This is a genomic window from Bifidobacterium sp. WK041_4_12 (genome assembly GCF_041080795.1).
Lineage (GTDB): Bacteria > Actinomycetota > Actinomycetes > Actinomycetales > Bifidobacteriaceae > Bombiscardovia > Bombiscardovia aquikefiricola.
The window spans coordinates 1,185,198-1,203,541 of record NZ_CP129674.1; the positions used below are offsets into that span (position 1 = coordinate 1,185,198).

Annotated in this window: 16 protein-coding genes, 1 tRNA gene and 1 pseudogene; 12 read left to right on the forward strand and 6 right to left on the reverse strand. The window is 53.6% G+C overall.

Translation table 11 applies throughout. The features are described 5' to 3' along the window. The first annotated feature begins 165 nt into the window (after nt 1–165). The 3 genes from eno to QN215_RS05095 all read left to right on the forward strand — a co-directional run bounded on the left by eno (nt 166) and on the right by QN215_RS05095 (nt 2,986). Nucleotides 166–1,461, forward strand: coding sequence for a phosphopyruvate hydratase (eno, locus tag QN215_RS05085; RefSeq protein ID WP_369343285.1), 1,296 nt, complete (start codon nt 166–168; stop codon nt 1,459–1,461). Between the two features lie 185 nt (nt 1,462–1,646). Continuing rightward, the gene (locus tag QN215_RS05090; protein WP_369343286.1) at nt 1,647–2,252 is read left to right on the forward strand and encodes a septum formation initiator family protein; all 606 of its coding nucleotides are present in this window, start codon (nt 1,647–1,649) and stop codon (nt 2,250–2,252) included. Between the two features lie 56 nt (nt 2,253–2,308). Then, nucleotides 2,309–2,986, forward strand: coding sequence for a DUF501 domain-containing protein (locus QN215_RS05095; RefSeq protein WP_369343287.1), 678 nt, complete (start codon nt 2,309–2,311; stop codon nt 2,984–2,986). Nucleotides 2,987–3,087: 101 nt separating this feature from the next. Here the strand turns inward: QN215_RS05095 and QN215_RS05100 are convergent, their stop codons facing one another. Further along, entirely contained in the window at nt 3,088–4,581 is a 1,494-nt protein-coding gene (locus QN215_RS05100; RefSeq protein ID WP_369343288.1) for a xylulokinase, read from the reverse strand. Nucleotides 4,582–4,872: 291 nt separating this feature from the next. Here QN215_RS05100 and QN215_RS05105 point away from each other — a divergent pair, with 291 nt between their 5' ends. The 7 genes from QN215_RS05105 to QN215_RS05135 all read left to right on the forward strand — a co-directional run bounded on the left by QN215_RS05105 (nt 4,873) and on the right by QN215_RS05135 (nt 9,763). Further along, nucleotides 4,873–5,919, forward strand: a complete 1,047-nt coding sequence (locus tag QN215_RS05105) for a Ppx/GppA family phosphatase (RefSeq protein WP_369343289.1) — start codon at nt 4,873–4,875, stop codon at nt 5,917–5,919. Between the two features lie 260 nt (nt 5,920–6,179). Continuing rightward, entirely contained in the window at nt 6,180–6,791 is a 612-nt protein-coding gene (locus QN215_RS05110) for an NAD(P)H-dependent oxidoreductase (protein ID WP_369343290.1), read from the forward strand. A gap of 128 nt (nt 6,792–6,919) precedes the next feature. Further along, nucleotides 6,920–7,516, forward strand: coding sequence for a YbaK/EbsC family protein (locus QN215_RS05115; RefSeq protein WP_369343291.1), 597 nt, complete (start codon nt 6,920–6,922; stop codon nt 7,514–7,516). 224 nt (nt 7,517–7,740) lie between these two features. Further along, nucleotides 7,741–7,821 (forward strand) — tRNA-Leu (locus QN215_RS05120). A 299-nt stretch (nt 7,822–8,120) separates the two neighbouring features. Beyond that, nucleotides 8,121–8,579, forward strand: coding sequence for a hypothetical protein (locus QN215_RS05125; protein ID WP_369343292.1), 459 nt, complete (start codon nt 8,121–8,123; stop codon nt 8,577–8,579). A 129-nt stretch (nt 8,580–8,708) separates the two neighbouring features. Next, nucleotides 8,709–9,116, forward strand: a complete 408-nt coding sequence (locus QN215_RS05130; protein ID WP_369343293.1) for an FKBP-type peptidyl-prolyl cis-trans isomerase — start codon at nt 8,709–8,711, stop codon at nt 9,114–9,116. Between the two features lie 167 nt (nt 9,117–9,283). Beyond that, nucleotides 9,284–9,763, forward strand: coding sequence for a GreA/GreB family elongation factor (locus tag QN215_RS05135; RefSeq protein WP_369343294.1), 480 nt, complete (start codon nt 9,284–9,286; stop codon nt 9,761–9,763). 157 nt (nt 9,764–9,920) lie between these two features. Here QN215_RS05135 and QN215_RS05140 read toward each other — a convergent pair. Further along, nucleotides 9,921–10,586: pseudogene (locus QN215_RS05140) on the reverse strand (hemolysin III family protein); the annotation flags it as partial. A 170-nt stretch (nt 10,587–10,756) separates the two neighbouring features. Between QN215_RS05140 and QN215_RS05145 the strand changes: the two are divergent. Beyond that, on the forward strand, nt 10,757–12,259 hold the full coding sequence (locus QN215_RS05145) for a sensor histidine kinase (protein WP_369343295.1): 1,503 nt from the start codon (nt 10,757–10,759) through the stop codon (nt 12,257–12,259). 127 nt (nt 12,260–12,386) lie between these two features. On the opposite strand, the gene QN215_RS05150 is transcribed toward QN215_RS05145, so the two are convergent. The 4 genes from QN215_RS05150 to QN215_RS05165 form a co-directional block, all read right to left on the reverse strand. Beyond that, on the reverse strand, nt 12,387–12,665 hold the full coding sequence (locus QN215_RS05150) for a WhiB family transcriptional regulator (protein ID WP_094693199.1): 279 nt from the start codon (nt 12,663–12,665) through the stop codon (nt 12,387–12,389). 82 nt (nt 12,666–12,747) lie between these two features. Further along, nucleotides 12,748–14,640: an FtsK/SpoIIIE domain-containing protein gene (locus QN215_RS05155; protein WP_369343296.1), complete on the reverse strand. Its 1,893-nt coding sequence runs from the start codon at nt 14,638–14,640 to the stop codon at nt 12,748–12,750. A 224-nt stretch (nt 14,641–14,864) separates the two neighbouring features. Further along, on the reverse strand, nt 14,865–16,190 hold the full coding sequence (locus QN215_RS05160; RefSeq protein ID WP_369343297.1) for an LCP family protein: 1,326 nt from the start codon (nt 16,188–16,190) through the stop codon (nt 14,865–14,867). A gap of 63 nt (nt 16,191–16,253) precedes the next feature. Then, the gene (locus QN215_RS05165; RefSeq protein WP_404978515.1) at nt 16,254–17,636 is read right to left on the reverse strand and encodes an LCP family protein; all 1,383 of its coding nucleotides are present in this window, start codon (nt 17,634–17,636) and stop codon (nt 16,254–16,256) included. 350 nt (nt 17,637–17,986) lie between these two features. On the opposite strand from QN215_RS05165, the gene QN215_RS05170 reads away from it, so the two are divergent. Then, nucleotides 17,987–18,283 carry a WhiB family transcriptional regulator gene (locus tag QN215_RS05170; protein WP_369343299.1) on the forward strand — a complete coding sequence of 99 codons (297 nt, stop codon included), beginning with the start codon at nt 17,987–17,989 and terminating at the stop codon, nt 18,281–18,283. The last annotated feature ends 61 nt before the right edge of the window (nt 18,284–18,344 follow it).

Here is an 18,344-nt window from a genome sequence, read left to right on the forward strand (position 1 = left end):
CATGCTGCGGCATGCATGTGCGCAGGATGGAAGTCGAAAAGTGACTCGCGCATTCGCACAGAAATGTGAGCGCTCACATTCATTTCTGTGCAACACGCACTGCTCGTCCATAAAAAGCACTACGCTGGATGATGTCAGAACAACACAATGTCTTAAGGAGAAGTTGTGGCAGCAATCGAAAGCGTATACGCACGCGAAATCCTTGATTCCCGCGGAAACCCAACAGTAGAGGTAGTTCTTGAGACCGAAGACGGAGCTCAGGGCCTCGGCCTCGTTCCTTCCGGCGCATCAACCGGTGAAGCAGAAGCTTGGGAGCGTCGCGACGGTGACAAGAATCGTTATCAGGGCAAGGGTGTTCTCGGAGCTGTCCAGGCCGTGAACGACGTTATTGCACCAGCCGTTATCGGCATGGATGCAACAGATCAGCGTGCCATCGACGACACCATGATCGAGCTCGACGGAACGGCAAACAAGGGCAAGCTTGGCGCCAATGCCATTCTCGGCGTCTCGCTCGCAGCAATGTATGCGGCAGCAGAGTCGGCTGAACTCCCTCTGTACCGTTACCTCGGAGGAACCAACGGACACATTCTTCCTGTCCCGAACATGAACATCATGAACGGTGGAGCTCACGCAGATTCCAACGTTGACATTCAGGAATTCATGGTTTCCCCATATGGATTCGATTCATACAAGGAAGCCCTTCGCGCAGGCGTCGAGGTCTATCACACGCTCAAGGGCGTTGTGAAGGCACGCGGTCTGAGCACCGGTCTCGGTGACGAAGGTGGTTTCGCACCAAACCTCGATTCAAACGCCGAGGCTCTTGACCTCATCGTTGAGTCCATCGAGAAGGCCGGATACAAGCCAGGCGAGCAGATTGGTCTCTCCCTTGACGTTGCATCTTCCGAGTTCTACGACAAGGAAACCGGCAAGTACCTCTTCGAAGGCGAGCTGCGTGACGATGACTGGCTGCTGAACTATTACAAGGGTCTGGTCGAGAAGTATCCACTGGTTTCCATCGAGGATCCATTCCAGGAGGAAGACTGGTCCGCATGGACCAAGATCACGGCCGAGATGGGCGACCAGCTTCAGTTCGTTGGCGATGACCTTCTCGTCACCAACCCGGTGCGTCTGCAGAAGGGCATTGACCTGAAGGCTGCAAACTCGCTGCTCGTCAAGCTCAACCAGATTGGTTCAGTCACCGAAACGCTGGATGCCATCGAACTCGCAACAGCCAATGGCTTCACTTCCATGGTTTCTCACCGTTCAGGCGAAACCCCAGACACCACCATCGCTGACCTCGCAGTTGCCAAGAACACCCGCCAGATCAAGACCGGTGCTCCTGCACGTGGCGAGCGCATCGCCAAGTACAACCGTCTTCTCGAAATCGAAGAGGAGCTGGGTTCAACCGCACAGTATGCTGGCTACAGCGCATTCAAGGCTTGCAAGAAGTATGTCAAGTAGTTATTGCTTCAGGGCTTGAGGCAATCTCAGGTCCTGAACCATACGATGCCCGTCACTTTCTCAGTCGAGTGTGACGGGTATTTTCGTATGGCAAGCAGTAGAGCAAACAGTATGGTAAAGCAGTTGGGCAACTTACACCGTATGTGAAGGTACAATGGCTTCGTGAAAGAATCTGGGGATTTACCATGAGCAAGACATCCAAGGGCAGCGGACGGACTTCCACTGGTTCCGCACGGCCATCGCAGGGCTCCTCGGCTCACACCCTGGGCAATTCCGGCCCGATTTCTTTTTTCATTGCCATGATTATCATTCTTCTCAGTACGATGGAATTGGTCTCTACCTTCCACACCTATGCAATCAATCTTTCAGAGCTCAATGGTTTGCGCAAGCAGGAAGCCAGTCTCGTGGCGCAGAAGAAAGATCTGGAAAACCAGATTTCACGGTGGAACGACAAGGCGTATGTGACCGCTCAAGCACGAGAACGACTGGGCTTCGTCTTCCCCGGTGAGGAAGCCGTCAGAGTGCTTCATCCCGAGGCTGTCACCGGAACCAAGACGAATAAGGATGCGAAGCAGACAGATTCTTCCTCGGACACAACAACGCTACCTTGGTATAGCGAGCTTTCATATGCGTTCAACAAGGCCGACAAACAGGCCGGGCAGTCTTCGGGCGGCTCGTCGTCTGCAGACTCCTCCAAGGGAGGATCCTCGAAGAGTTCCCCAACGCCAAGCTCCACATCGGCCCAATCTACGCAATCGCCATCATCGTCATCGTCATCGTCCTCAGACTGAAGCAGTTCACAGTCGAGTCTTGAAGATAACTGCCATAAGGAACCATTCAATCGAATATGAATCATTACGATACTTCTCTAGACAACGATACTTCTCAAGACCAAGGCGTACAGCACAGGGAAGGTGCAACGGCACCATCCCAGGCTGGAACGAATGCAGACACGCTCGATGAACAGTTGCAGTCAAGGGTGAGAACTCGGCTGAACGAAGTCCTGAACTCGCCTGCGACAGATGCCGAAATCAAGCTTGTCGAGCGGCAGTTGACGCGCTATCCACGCGGCATGATCGCGGTTGGTGCGCGATGCAGATGTGGAAGACCGCTGGCAGTGGTGACTCGACCGTTGCTGCAAGGGTCCATTCCATTTCCAACGACTTTCTATCTCACCAGTCCCGAGGCAGTGAAGGCAGTATCCAGCCTTGAAGCTGACGGAACGATGAAGCAACTCTCAGAGCAGATCGAAGAGGATCAGGAGCTGAAAGAAGCCTACGAACAGGCTCATCTGGCTTATCTGGCCTTCAGATCGCAACTCGCGGAACTGCTTGGCGATGATGATGGCCATATCAGGGGGATCAGCGCAGGGGGCATGCCTGTCCGTGTGAAATGTCTGCATGCGCTGGTGGGGCAGAGCCTGTGCATGGGCTCTGGAGTCAATCCAATCGGCGATATGGCTCTGAACATGGTAGCTGCAGCAGGACGCTTCGACCGTAACCTGTGCCGGTGCAGCATTCTGTGATATTTGCTGTGTCAGGCTCAGTCAATGCGAGCAGGGCTGCAACGTTCACGTTCACCGTGGAAGTTGCAGCCCTTGCCTGTGTTGTTGCCGTTGCTGGAATATCAGCCGCGATAGCTTGCGTATTGTTGGAATACGTCGTTGTTTGCTTCGCCGGATAGCGTCTCGTCGATTGCAACGGGCCATTCCGGTGCCTGATCCAAGCCGTCAAGAACCCATGCTGCCTGACGTGCCGCACCAATGGCCACGTATTCATCGGGATGTGGCAATGTGACCTCTGACCCAAGAATCGAGGGAAGCAGCGTGCGCACTGCTGGAGTTTTCGATCCGCCACCGATCAGCAGTATGCGTGTGACATCCACGCCGAGTCCCTCGATCAATTCGAGGCAATCTCGCTGCGTGCACAGCAACGATTCGACAAAGGCACGGGCTATGTTCTCAGGCTTGACGTTGCTCATGGTCATGCCATGCAAGGTTCCTGTAGCCTCCGGTCGGTTCGGCGTGCGCTCACCGTCAAAATACGGAATCAAGGTGATGCCCTCTGCTCCAGGCTTCGACTGCAACGCTAGATCAGAAAGTTGCTGATAGTCGACGCTGAGCATCGATCGTCCTGCATCGATGATCCTCGATCCATTGATGGTGCAGGCCAACGGCAGCCAGTGGTCGGTGCAATCGGCAAAACCGGTGACCGATGCGCTCATGTCATACACGGGTTCTGAAGCGATTGCTGCCGCAACGCCTGAAGTGCCCAGCGAGATGGAAACATCCCCAACCTTCATGTTCAATCCCAGCGAAGCCATGGCATTGTCACCGCCGCCAGGAGCGATGATGCATCCTCCTTCCACGTCTTTTCCTGCGATGGATGGGTCTGCCTTGGCTGCAACGTCGTGTGAGCCGACCAGCTTCGGAAGCGTCACATTGTCTCTTGCGAATGCCATCTTGAACAGATCCATGCGATACGTGTTGCTGACGGAGTCGAAATAGCCTGTTCCTGAAGCATCCGAGCGGTCGGTGAACAATGCATCCAATGCTGCTTCCTTGCCATCTTCGACCGGACCATACCCTGCGATTCTCCAGCTCAGCCATTCGTGAGGAAGGCATACGGCAGCAACCCGATCCGCATGTTCAAGCTCGTGCTCTGCAACCCAGGCTATCTTGGTGATGGTCAATGAGGCGACCAGAGAGGATCCGACTGCCTTGACCCAGCGTTGGCGTCCTCGCAGCATGGGGTCGTCGGCAAGATCCTGTTCGTCGGCTGTTTTTTCCGGCTTTCCAAGTTCTGCGACAAGCCGTTCTGCATCTGGTGCAGAACGCGTGTCGTTCCATAGCAATGCGTCTCGTATCACTCTGCCTTGAGCGTCAAGAAGCACCATGCCGTGCTGCTGGCCGCCGACGGCCAGTGCACTGACATCGTCAAGTCCTCCAGCCTGCTGTGCCGCTTCGAGAAATGCATCCCACCAGCGTTGTGGATCTACGCTGGTGCCGTTGGGATGCTTCGCCTGCCCAAATCGCACCATTCGTCCGGTGCCGGCATCAGTGATTCTGACCTTTACCGATTGAGTCGATGTGTCAATGCCTGCAACAAGTACCTGTGTCATGAATTTTCCCCTTGGTGTGCTGTCAGAAGGGGAATAAGGCCTCAACGCAACTTTAATTTCCCCAGTTCCTGAACCATTTCATTATATTCCGCTACAGGCCAAGAATGCCGTTGGAATAATGCATGTTGTGTGATGTCAGACTTGGCAATACTATGCGACTGCAATGGATGAACGCCGCCATGAGCATGATGATGACTATGCTGAATGATGCCGAGCAGCGTTACACTCGGATCATGTGTGAGATGCATGGTTGAGCTTCACATACGAAGAGCATTGTTGGAGGAGAAGCTGATGGATTCAGTGACCATAGCCGGAGTAGACTGCGGCACCAATTCGATACGACTGATGATTGCCGAGGTCGATGCGCATGGGCTGCATGTGGTCACGCCGCGAATCCTGCGAATCATCAGGCTTGGCGAGGGTGTCGATAAGAACCGCCGATTCTCCGATGATGCCTTGCAGCGTGCGTATGCGGCAGTAAGGGAATTTGCAGAGGTCTTGAGCAGACAGCATGTCGACAGTCTGCGTTTCGTGGCTACGTCAGCGACGCGCGATGCCGCGAATCGCAATGAGTTCGAAGATGCTGTCGAGTCAATTCTCGGTGTCAGACCAGAGGTGATTCCAGGGTCCGAAGAGGCCGCATTGAGTTTTCTGGGAGCTACGGCTACCTTGCATTCGAAACAGAATCAGTCACAGAATCAGTCACAGACACCACCACAGGCTCATATGCGTGATCACGCACCATATTTGGTGGTCGATCTTGGCGGCGGCTCCACCGAGCTGGTTGTGGGAGGCGATGGCGACGCAGTGCCTGAGTACCAGGTTCGAGCCGGTTTCTCAATGAACGTCGGCTCTGTGCGCATGACAGAGCGGCATCTACTCGCCGATCCTCCAACAGAGGCGCAAATCGAAGAGGCCACTGCAGACATCGACGAACACATAGACGAGGCGTTCACCCGTATTCCAGCGCAGGATGTATCAACCATCATTGGCGTCTCAGGTACCGTCACCACCATGAGTGCCATCGCCATGGGTTGCCAAAGCTATGATCGCCATGCAGTTGATGGTGCACGAATTACTTTCGACGATGTTCTGAAGGCGGATGACCGTGTGCTTCGCATGAGTCGCAAAGAACGTGGCACGGTAGGGGCGATACATCCTGGGCGAATTGACGTCGTTGGCGGAGGCGCATTGATCTGGACCCGTGTGCTCACCAGGGTCGCATCGGCTGCAGCAACTCAGGGAAGGCATATCGATTCATTCCTGGCCAGCGAGCACGGTCTTCTGGATGGCATTGTCCTCGATCGCGGTCGAAAGATGCTTGCAGATAACATCTGATTCCGTAGTGGCGAGACGGTAAACGCATCTGACATGGGATTATCGTGTGCTTACCTTGTCGATGGTAAATACGACAACTCACGCAGACCCACTGGAGGTTCTGCGCACTTGGAGTCGTCACCATTGAACTGGATATTTGGCTAACAGGCAGAATCTTTGAAACAATTCGAAGCAGTCAATATGTATAAAGTCGATATATATATATCGATATATATCGATCTCATGCAAGTACATCTACGTATTTCGCCGAAAGGAACACCATGAAAGTTCTTGCCATTACGAGTAATCCCAAAACTGATAGCCTCACCAATGCCGTGGCCGATGCATTTCTCAACGGTGCGACGGCCTCGGGTGCCGAGGCAGAACTGCTAGACCTGCACCGGATCGGTTTCAACCCTGTATATACGAATGAAGACCGTGAGCACTACCTCGGCAGAGCACCGTTTCCTTCGGATGTTGTGCCCTTGCAGGCACAGATTGCAGACTCTGATGTCATCGCTGTTGTTTTTCCTATCTACTGGTATGCGATGCCCGCGATGATGAAAGGCTTCTTTGAACGAGTGCTATGCCGTGGCTTCGCCTACAGAAGAGACGGACTGCCAGGAGCTCTTGTCGGCAAAACAGTGAGGATATTCGTGCTGTGTGGGGATAGCGAGGAATGGTATCGGACAAGTGGCATGGATGACGCTCTGCAGTTGCAAATATGCGAGCGTACCTTCAAACACTACTGCCGGGTTGACGATGTCGAATTGCATTATGTTGACGGTCTCATCATGGGCGATGACAGTCATGAGGCGATTGAATCAGCGAATGCTCAGCTTCGTCAGATTCGCATAATGGGGGAGACCATTACTGCATCTCACAGCAGCTAACCTTTCTGAAACATGGTTGCGGTTAAGTTGTCTCAAGTCTTTCGCCGATACGCTGGCTATGCCCGTATCGGCGAAGGGCACCACAAGCGCAACTATGGCTTGTACTGTTCAGACTAAGGTGGTACTTCTTGGAACGTCAGTCAGTGGAACACAGTCACGAGCAAGAGGCAGGTCGCGATTCAGCGGCAGAGCATGTTTCAGAAGCAGAGCGTGTTTCAGAAACAGAGCGTAATGATGCTGCGGTACAGGCTGTGTTAACGAATCCCAAGGTTATGTTGGTGCGGGCTGCACTTGCCGAACATGGATATACCGATCACATTCGTGTGTTCAGTGAGGCGACAAGGACTGCCGCTCAAGCCGCTGAAGCATGTGGTTGCTCGATTGGCGCAATTGCCAACAGTCTCGTGTTTCGTTGCGACAACGAGCCACTGCTGATTCTGACATCAGGAGCGCATCGAGTCGACGTGCGGTATGTGCAGCACCAGCTCGGCAGTGGCAAACTCCATCGTGCCGATGCTGAATTTGTGTTGGAACAGACGGGGCAGGTCATAGGAGGAGTGGCGCCACTGGGTCACAGTCGGGCGATAAGAACGATTCTTGACACGTCCTTAGCGCAATTTCCAGAAATCTGGGCTGCAGCCGGTCATCCCAACACAGTCTTCCGTACAAGCTACGCGGATTTGCTGGCGTATACAGGAGCGATGGAAATGCCCGTTGCTCCATAAACACTTGTGTGAACTTTGGAAACTGTGTTATGGAGAATAGCGATTATGCAAACCATTGTGCAAACCACTATGCAAACCGGAATAGTGGCAAGGGACTCTAATGGACTCCTATTAAGCGGGCGAGCATGGTCTGCTGGTTGGAATTATGCTTGATTGTTGACGCGCCTACTGCAAAACGCTGCAAACGTGGCATAATACTCAGGGTGGTCGTTGCTAGCGGCCATGCCCCAGTGGCGAAACGGTATACGCATCGGACTTAAAATCCGACGTCGCAAGACATGTGGGTTCGATTCCCACCTGGGGCACCCGTCATTGATGGTACAGGCGGTTGCAGATGCTAAGCTTCATTGCACAGCGTCACAGTTGAGATGAGGTTCATGTGTCCAAGTCATTAGACAAAGCAAAAGTCCACCAGAAACAAGAACATCAGAAACAAGAACATCAGAAACAAGAACATCAGAAACAAGAACATCAGAAACAAGAACATCAGAAACAAGAACATCCGATACCAGTCCATAAGGTTCCAGAAATACTGACGCAGGTAATCTGTGCCGCTGCGTTGCTGTGCATTGGAGAAATCATCTGTGCGCCATTCATACTCGCTATGGCCACCAACACAGGGATCGCACTGGTGCCATGGATCTGCATTGCGAGCATGCTGGCTGTGTTCTTCTGCTATACGGTCGGTTTCGCTCTGTTCTGGGCCATTGACTACGTTTCCATGCAAATCAAAGAGTCGCTGCGTGCCCGTTTGGCACCGGTGATTTTCGGGCTTGGTGGATTCATCGCATACGCCACCTGGGGATATTTCGTCATACCAGCGATCTTTGATTCCTTGCTTGCCGGCATCGATGCAGAGCCTCTCTCCGTCTCACAGCGTCTGGCTGTCGGATTCAATTGCGCGGTGTTGGGTTTCGTGGCATGGTTCGTCGCCAAAATCGTCGCTCCACGGTTCTCCGAGCGCCTTGCTCCGGTCGTCGTGACTGGTGTCATCACCTTGGTTCTTGCGGCGCTTGGAGTGTTTTACATGGTCATGATATTCACGTACATTGCCCATGCTTGAGTTCGCAATGTCAGTCTTGCACATGCTGTTGGGATTGCGAAATCTTGCTTGCTCAACACGGATTGAGTTTGTGATATTGGCTAAAAGGTAATACCGTAGAACTTTGTTATTGTAAGGCAAGGAGAACTTATGTCAGACGCGAATATGCCCAAGGTCGCTCAAGATTTCGGTCAACGACCAACCATCGAGTTTGATGGCGAAGCTCCCAGCGGTTTGAAATCCGTTGAGCTGGTTGCAGGCACGGGTCCTGTGGTTCGCAAGGGCGATACCGTGACCGTAAACTATCATGGCGTCACCTGGGGCTCCGAAAAGCCATTTGATTCAAGTTTCGACCGTCATGAGCCGGCAAGCTTCCCCATTGGTGTCGGGCGTGTTATCAAGGGTTGGGATCAAACGGTTCCCGGCCACAATGTCGGTTCTCGCCTTCTAGTGAGTATCCCACCCGAGTATGGCTACGGAACGCAGGGCGTGCCCCAGGCTGGAATCGGTGGAACGGATACGCTCGTATTTGTCGTTGACATCATTTCAACACGCTGAACACTGAAACAGGGGACGTCGGCTGCTGTCGGCGTCTTTTTTGTTATGAGGATGCGGAGCAGGCATCCATGGCGGTGGTCAGACGAATCATCATTTCACGCGTTTTTGACACATGGTGTCGAAAACCGTAATACACTTACTGCTCAATACACAATTAAGGAGGAATCATGGCAGAGGAAAAGACCATCTTGCTGACACAAGAGGCGTATGACAAGCTCAAGGAGGAGCTTGACCATCGGCAGGGCGAATACCGTGAAGAGATTACGGAGCGTATTGCAACAGCTCGTGCCGAGGGAGATCTCAGCGAGAATGGTGGCTATCAGGCTGCTCGCGAGGAGCAGGGCAAGAACGAGGGGCGCATCAACGAGCTGATTGTCAAGCTGCGCAACACCAAGATTCTCAAGGCTCCCAAGGCGGGTCTGGTGGGCAACGGTTCCATCGTTACGCTTGACCTCGCAGGTAACAAGGTGACATACGTCCTCGGCTCCCGCGACATTGCGGTAGCGACGGATTACGACGTCATCAGCCCAGAGTCACCGATTGGCGCAGCGATCATGGATGCGAAGCAGGGCGACCAGGTGACCTACAAGGCACCAAACGGGCGCGACATCAAGGTCAACATCATCGAATCCAAGCCGCTGAAGTAGGCATAAAGCTCCTCCTTGATCGGTGTGCCAGGCTGCAAAGAGTCTGACACCATTGAACAGGCCGAATAACTCAACACGGCAACAACCCAGAACAGGCGCTTCATATAGACCTGTTCTGGGTTTTCCTTGCTGGATTGCGAGAAGCCTTGAAATCTCGTCACATGAGACGGCAGATGACAAGATAAATGGCAACCATATGGCATGCGTAACCAGCGATGGTTCCACAATGGAATATTTCATGGAAACCGAAGACCTTTGGCCACGGATCCGGCCGTCTCAGAGCATATACGATGGCACCTGCAATGTAGCAGATTCCTCCGGCGACGATGAGCCAGACGACTGAAGGCCCTGCCACTGGCGAATTCCAGAAGAGACCGAGGAATGCCACCCCTGACACTCCAAAGATGATGTACACGGCCGTGTACAGCCAGCGCGGAGCGTTGATCCACACGACGTGAATGATGATCGCTATGGCCGTGCTGGTCCACATGCCAGCGAGAATGATGTTTCTCCACAATGGTGCGAGCGCAAACGATGAAGGCGTATAGGTTCCAGCAATCAAGAGAAATATGTTGACGTGGTCGAACCGACGCAGCAAGACGGTAAGCCTTGGAGACCAATTGCCAAGATGATACAGAGCGGAATTTGCGAAGAGAACCAAGGAACACGTCATGAAGATCGCACATGCCCATTTCAGTGCGGCAGTCGGACTGAGGCATATGAGAACAATGCCAGCGGCCAATGCTAGGGGTGTCGCTCCCGCATGAATCCATCCGCGCAACAACGGTTTCTCCCGGCCGTGCACGTCCAGTCGGGGCGTACGAGTCTTTTTCGTGTCAGATGGGTCAATGTGAACTTGCGCTGGCATGCCTTACCTCCAGAACTTACGATAGCGTAACCTACGATACCGTAAGTTAGTTCAGAATGGGAATCCAGTTCACCGTCCGCGTTTCCAGGAAGCGCGAAGTGCGCAGTCATCATTATGATGGAGACATGGCAGATTTTACCCACATCCTTGCGACCCGTCCGGACTTTACCAATGACGATAGGGAATGGCTTCATCATCTCGTTGCGGACTGGCAAGTCATATCGGATCTTACCTTTGCCGATCTGCTGTTGCTGCTCCAGACAGGGGATGGGCATTACGTCGTTGCCGAGCAATGCAGACCATCGACCGTAATGTCCCTCAGATCGGAGGACGTTGTCGGCAATCAGGTTCCTGATGATCTCACTGGCGAGCTTGATGAGGCCATGAAGCTCGACACCCCGCTGCATTCTCGGCGAGTGCGTACCCTTGGACGGTTCACGGTCTGCGACGTCTATGCGCAGGTGAAGCATAAGGGTAAGACGCTGGGCCTCGTTGTTCGGGAAACGAATATGGCGACGCGCGAATCGAACGGTCGTTACGAAAGCGAGAGCATCGAATCGGGAAAGATGCTCTTCAACATGATTTCCCGTGGAGAATTCCCCTATGTCGATGCTGTCATCAACCAGCGGCACATTGCCCGTGTCTCTGACGGCTTCATCATCATCACGGCAGAGGGAATCGTGCGCTATGCATCCCCGAATGCTACCAGCTGCTTCAGAAGGCTGGGTTCGGTGAAGACCATGCAGGGTCGCTATCTCAGTGAAATTGGAACCTCGCTGCTTCACAAGAACGATCCTGTTCCTGAGAGCCTGCCCCTGGTGTTGAGCGGGAAGGCTGCCATCGACTCCGAGCTTGCCGCGAACCGTTCAGCCGTATCCATACGCTCGTTGCCGCTTTTGGACGAGCATGGACGTATCGGTGCCGTGATTCTCTGCCGCGATGTCACGGAACTGCGTCGACGTGAACAGGAACTGCAGACGAAGGATGCGACAATCTCCGAAATCCATCATCGCGTCAAGAACAATCTTCAGGCCGTTTCAGCACTTCTACGCCTTCAGGCTCGCCGGACGAAGCTTCCCGAGGTAAAGGCCGAATTGGAAGAGGCACAGCGGCGCGTGCAGACCATAGCGGCCGTACATGAGGGATTGAGCCAGACTGCCGATGAAATCGTCGACTTTGACAAGGTCATTTCGAATCTGCTCAAGCTGAGCGTTGATCTAGCCATATCCGAGGAGCAGAAGATTTCGATAACCTTCCTTGGAAAATTCGGCATGATGCCTGCCCAGGATGCAACCCCGCTGTCTCTGGTGCTGACAGAACTGATCAACAATGCCGTAGAACACGGCTTTGAAGGCCGCAAAGAGGGGCATATCACCATTTCCGTGGGTCGAGGAGGCAACTCCCTGAACGTTGTTGTGGAAGACGACGGCAACGGATATCGCAGCGAATCCAAGGAGGGCATGGCAAAGTCAACGGGTTCAGGCCTTGGCACGCAGATCATCAACACTTTCGTGACCAATGATTTTGGTGGGTCGGTCAAGTGGGGTCCCCGTCGAGATGGAGGCACGCGCGTGGCGCTGTCAATGAAGCTTAGAGCCGCCCAGGAATCCCAAAATGATAGGGAATAGAGCCACACGGACGGTCACGCGATAGTCGTGCAAGAGTCGTGCAAAAGCCATGCAATCGGCGTCCAAAAAGGAAAAGGTCGTGCTGAATGTTTCCATCCAACGCGACCTGATATGAAGTTGATGCGTGTTACGCCTGCATCTGGATAGCTTGGGAGCGTCTTGCTCTCATGGCTCTGCGCTTCAGCGCTCGGCGTTCGTCCTCGCTCAAGCCGCCCCAAACGCCATAATCCTGATTGGTGTCCAGCGCGCATCTCAGACATGCATCGATGACCTTGCAGGTTCTGCACACGCTCTTAGCCTCTTCGATCTGCTGGTACGCAGCACCGGTGTTGCCAACGGGGAAGAATAGTTCAGGATCCTTGTCTCTGCAAGCGGCTTTGGCTCGCCAGTCGAAAGCACTACTCATTGTCGCCTCTTTCAAGTCTGTTGCCCGGTTTATCCGAGTATGTACCTAGGTAAGCACGAAAATGGAAACTTTTCAAGAAAATTTAGCATCTATAGGATGTTGAACACTGTATTATGCGTTCGATTCCCGGCGCAATCAGCACGGCTCGGCCCACACGTGTCGCATCATCTGGGGCGAAGTTCTTCACAGTCCCGGACGAGATCCCGGACATGATATCCAGACCTGACTCTCCGGAGGGGAAAATGATGCGTGTGGGACAATACTCGTGCAGACGAAAATGGCTGGGGGAGTCCACTGCGAATATCACGACTATTTCTGGATTGCGAATTGCCTGGATAAATGGTCTGCTCAGAGGATGCATGACACTGGGATCACAGAGTTCATCGGCATCATCGATGAGCCATACATGCCGCGAAGCATCAGTGACCGAGGGCAATGCAGCGCAATCCGCAGTGATGAAGGTGCAGATGACACCCGGTCTCGTTGCCAGAGCATGCTGGATGTTTCGCAATATTGTGGTCTTGCCTCGTCCTGGTGAACCGACGATTGCGACGTTGCCCGATAACGGCATTGAGCAGACGCGATACCTCACGCCATCATCTTCCAACCCAATCACTACAGCGAGCGGCTGGGAGATTGCCGGTCTTGCACTCATTGAGGGTTCTTGAGAGCGTTGCAACTCTGAGTCATCCTCTAAGTCATTGCCTGCGGCTTCGGCCTGCTGCTGCGTATTGCAGATCGATGGCAAGGGGCGAGTGAAGAGGGGTCTCGGAGCGTCATGGTTGAGAAACGAGGCAGCATATCTGACATGGGTGACTACATGGTTGCAATCGTTGATATACGCACTTCTAAAGAGCATCTTGGATGCACCGTCGGTGAACACGCCCATGCCGGGCATCGTCGGACTGATGCGAATTGCTGCGGGTTCGCCTATCATCTCAAGAGACTGCAAGGGATCCTGAACGCGCAGACATATGCGAACTGCCATATTGGCCTTGATTTCCGTGTGGAGCTGGCTTGCAGGGTTCTGAGTGCACATGATGAGATTCATGCCCAGAGACCTACCGAGCGACGCAACACGCGATAAGCGTTGCATGGCCTCGGGTATCTGCTGGCATAAGGCATGTGCCTCGTCAATCACGATTACTAGCCGGGGTGGTGGAGCAGCAAGCTTCATGACATCGCTCACCCCATGGCGTGAGACCAATGATTCGCGGCTGCGGAGCTCTTGTTCCAAGCCTCGCAGCGCACGCTGCGCATGCTGCAGGTGCAGGTCGCTGACACATCCGACAGTATGGGGCAGCCCTTGCAGCACGTCGAGTCCCGCACCACCCTTGAAGTCCATGAGCACCAGATTGAGTTCCTCTGGCGAGAAGCGCATAGCCAGGGCAAGACACCAGCTTTGCAGCATGGCCGACTTTCCGGAACCCGTGGTCCCAGCCATCATGGCGTGCGGACCCTGGGAAGCGAGATCTATCTGGAACAACACGCTCTCGTCAAGCATCCCCAAAGGCACACGGATGTTCTTCCTTTGCCTGTTGTTGCCAGCACCCTTGAGCCATGCGTGAACGATCGTCTGCCAGACCGGCTTCGTTTCGTTGGAAGTCGAGTGAACCATGGCATGCGATGAATCGTCGGAATCATTCCGTGTCCACACAATGTCCATAAGGTCGCAGCATGGGGGAAGGTGTGTGCTGAGCAAATCCGTTTCGAGCTTGGAGTAAGGACCCTTGTTCAACATCCCTGATTCTGTTCTTGCAGAGCCGTGTTGCTGTTCTTGTGGGGAAGTGTCCCCCAAGGGTTCAAGGGTGACACGCTGTGTCATATTCATCCAGATATACGAGACGGTGACAATGAAACTGATAAGAGCGGCAACCCATTGTCGTTGCACGAGCATAATGGAAGCCACGATTGCCTGTGGAAGGAACACCGGCGTGAGGGCAAGAATGCGTTGGAAGTGTGAGCGCTTAGCCATGGCCTCAGTATCGCTGCCCCAAACACCTCACGACGCTGGCCGAAATCATTGTGGTCGAATGTGAATCTGCTCAGATTGTGGCGTGCGAACGCTCATTGTGAACTTCACGAAGTATACAAGCCTTAAATCGAGGGAAATTACACGATTTCGACCCCAATTTTGCCATTTCTGGGGCTTCTATACTTCGCGAAGTTCACAATGAACGCGCAGATAGGCGTTGCAGCTCAGTCTTGACCGCCAACGGTGCCGCGCTCGTGGGTTCCGTCTGCGAGAGAGGTGAAGAGCGCCTTGTTCTTCGAAGCGTCAAGGCGGACGGTCGAACCGACGTTGCCTGGATAGTAGTCAGGATCCGTCCAATAGACGCTTCCCGTTACGCCGTTCGTGCCAGATGCGGATTTGAATGCCAAGGCCATCTTCAGGAGCGTATAGGGGTTTGTCTTGTTGTCGACCACTATCGAGGCCAGCGAAGCCTTGGCGACCTTCTGGATGGTCGAAGGGCTGCTCGTGGTGGCTGAGCTTGAAGCTTTCTTCACGATTGCAGCGATCACCTGACGCTGTCTTTTCGCGCGGCCGAAGTCGCCTTCAGGATCAGAGTATCGCATTCTTGAGAAAGCCAGGGCTGTGGCACCATTGGCAACATGACATCCTTCTGTCCAATTGAGACCAGAGTTTGCGTCATTGACGGTGCTGCTGTAGCACAGCTCGACGCCACCAAGCGCATTCACGACCTTTTCCAAGCCACCAAACTTGATCAGGGCTACGTGGTCGATCTTCTGACCGGTGATGTTCTCGACCTGCCCGGTCAACGCTGGATAGCCCCCAGTTTCAGCTACCGCGTTGATCTTCATGTATGTGCCGTTATTCTGCACCAGTGAATCTCGGGGAATTGAAATGAGCGAACTAGGTCCGCTCTTGGGCTTGGTGAGTACCAGCAAGGTATCTGTTCTAAATCCTGGCGTATCCTCGTCCGTGCCTGTTCCAGGTGTGCCGTCCCGCTCATCGGAACCAAGGATGAGCCACGACTGGGCTGGAGTGTCTGCCGCAGAGGTGAGCATCTCCTTCTTGTTGAGCTGACCGTTGACCCAATTCCACATACCTATGCCACAGACTGCGAGAAGCAGCAGGATCACTATGATCAGGACTGCGATGATGCGTCTGAATTTGAACTTCATGCGAGTATTGCCGCCATTGCCTCCACGACCTGAAGGCCTGGCTGGAAACGACCGAGACTGCGGACGGCTAATGTTCGAGGACGATGACTGATAGTGCCTTTGATCGCCCCCGCCATTGCGTGAAGCATCGAGTTCGCCCGAAGCATTGCGTGAACCTGATGAGCCGGACGAATGGCGCGTGGAACCATACGGTCTAACGTTCGAGGCCGTAGGGTGCGAACCCTGGCTCGAACTTCTTCTCGGAGCAAAGCTGGGCAAAGCATCAGAACCCTTGCCACGTGCGCGCGAAGACGATTGGCTCGACTTATTCGAATGGTGTGTCGGAATGAAACTGGGCGGGGTGTCGCCGGATGTCGCATCTTCAGATTCTCGAGCCATGTATCCTCCGAACTTGTCTTTCTGGACATAGCTTTAACACAGAAAGCGGCATACAGGTGAGCTTCAGTCCCAATCTTGCGCAGTAATCCCACATACCGTGAAGTTGATGTATTTGGCTGCCATACCGATGTATTGACCCGTGTTCGGATCGCGAATGGCCCCACTTTCAGGGTCAACCGTGCCTCCCGTTTCCGGATCGATCAGCGTTCCATCGCTTTCGGTGATCAAGCCGGTGTTTGCATTCACCGTTGCGCTTGGCGTCGATGACGCGCCTGTGGAGGATGATGCGCTTGGAGTGGAGCTGGAAGCATCCGAAGAGCTGGAGGAATCGCTCGAACTGCCGTCTGAGCTGCCTGAAGAGTTGGACTCAGTCGCTGCCGAGCTGACGAGCGGCTGACTTTCCTTGAATTTTGCCCATACGCTGGATGCCGTGCTCGCCCAAATCACACGGTTTGGATCGGAAGGAGCGCTGGTGACAGGCAAAGTCTGAGAATAGATATGTGAAGTGGTGAGGTTCTTCAAACTCGTTGCCAATCCAACCAGACCTGTTGTGGTGGCAAGGTTCTCGCTGAACTGCAAGGAACTCAACGCAGACTTTGCGAGTTGATACATCTGCGAGGCATTGGTGAAGAGACTTTTGGAACGGGCCGTGGCAAGCAATGCTTTGACGAGATACTGCTGACGCGTCGTGCGCATGATATCCGAACCGTCGGTTCCGGTGCCATGCCTCATGCGGGCATACTGCGTGGCCTGCGTCCCATTCAGATGCTGAAGTCCCCTTGTCAGGGAGAGATTGGTGTAGGAGTCCTTTGTGTCTTCAGGAATGCAGACGCTGACCCCACCAATGGCATCGATCATGTCTTGCAGGCCGGCGAAGTCGGCAACGATGAACGAAGAGATATCCAAGCCCGTCAGCGCGTTGACGGCGGTCATCGCGCAATTTGCGGCCGATGCGACATCGCCGCCCTGAGAATAGCCATAGGCAAAGATTGAATTGAACATGACGTTATACCGCGCTGGGATTGTGCCCGTCGTGGTTTTGCAGCTGGGCGCATCAACGAGTGAGTCACGGGGGATCGATACCAGATTGACATAGGATCGGTCGGCTGAAATCTGCATGACCATCGCAGTATCCGATTGATGATCCCCTGCACCATCACTACCGCCGATGGCAGCATTCTGAGAATCTGAGCGCGTATCTTGCCCAAGAATCAGAATATTGAGTGTCTTGCCGGCGTATTGATCGAGTGTCGTGGGCGTGCTGGTTCCCTTGCTCGGCGAAAGAATAGGGACGGCGTGTGATTGTACGGTGCTATCGATATCGAGGAAGCTCGCTGCTGCGAAGGTGGCTGAGAAGGCGAAGAATGCGATGATGGCCAGGGAAACGGCTGTAAGCACGCGGTGATGAGTGACGAAACTTATGCCGTGCTTGGGTGCAGTTACCATGAACCCCCCAATATTCGGAGGATTCACACCTGTATGTTTCTTCAAAGCCACGCTTAAGCCTTCCTGTCAGAGCACAAGGATCGTACTTGATTCTCGCAATCGTAATGTCGCTCTATCCCTCGTAAACTCTTAAATTGTAATTCATCGAATGTGTGCTTCTCTGAAAACCTGCTGAAAATTGTGAAGCTAGTGTGTTAAAGACCCTGAAAGTTCGGTGCAAAACGCCTGAAATCACGAGTTTATTAGTAAATATTGCATTTTCATTGACAAATGCTGACTCACAAGTGTGTAATTTACACGAAGTCATATCATTCTCTGTATGTGCACACGATGCACCAAGGAGGCCAGCCATGCTAGATGGCATCGAAGACGATTCTCCGTCAACATCGGCGAACCAACTTTGGGGATTGTTCGACCGTAGCGAGGATCTTTCCTGGCAGCACCGTGCCCTATGCGCGCAAACCGATCCGGAGGCGTTCTTCCCTGAAAAAGGTGGATCGACCAGAGAGGCCAAAAGAATCTGTGCACAATGTGAGGTGCGTGAGCTGTGCCTGGAATGGGCCATTGCTCATGATGAGCGTTTCGGCATCTGGGGTGGCATGAGTGAACGCGAGAGACGCCGCTATCACAAGGAACAGCAGGCATGAGGCGAAAGGATTGTGCGAGGCACAGTCCGTTCACCTCTTATCTTCTTGGACCTATGCTTAC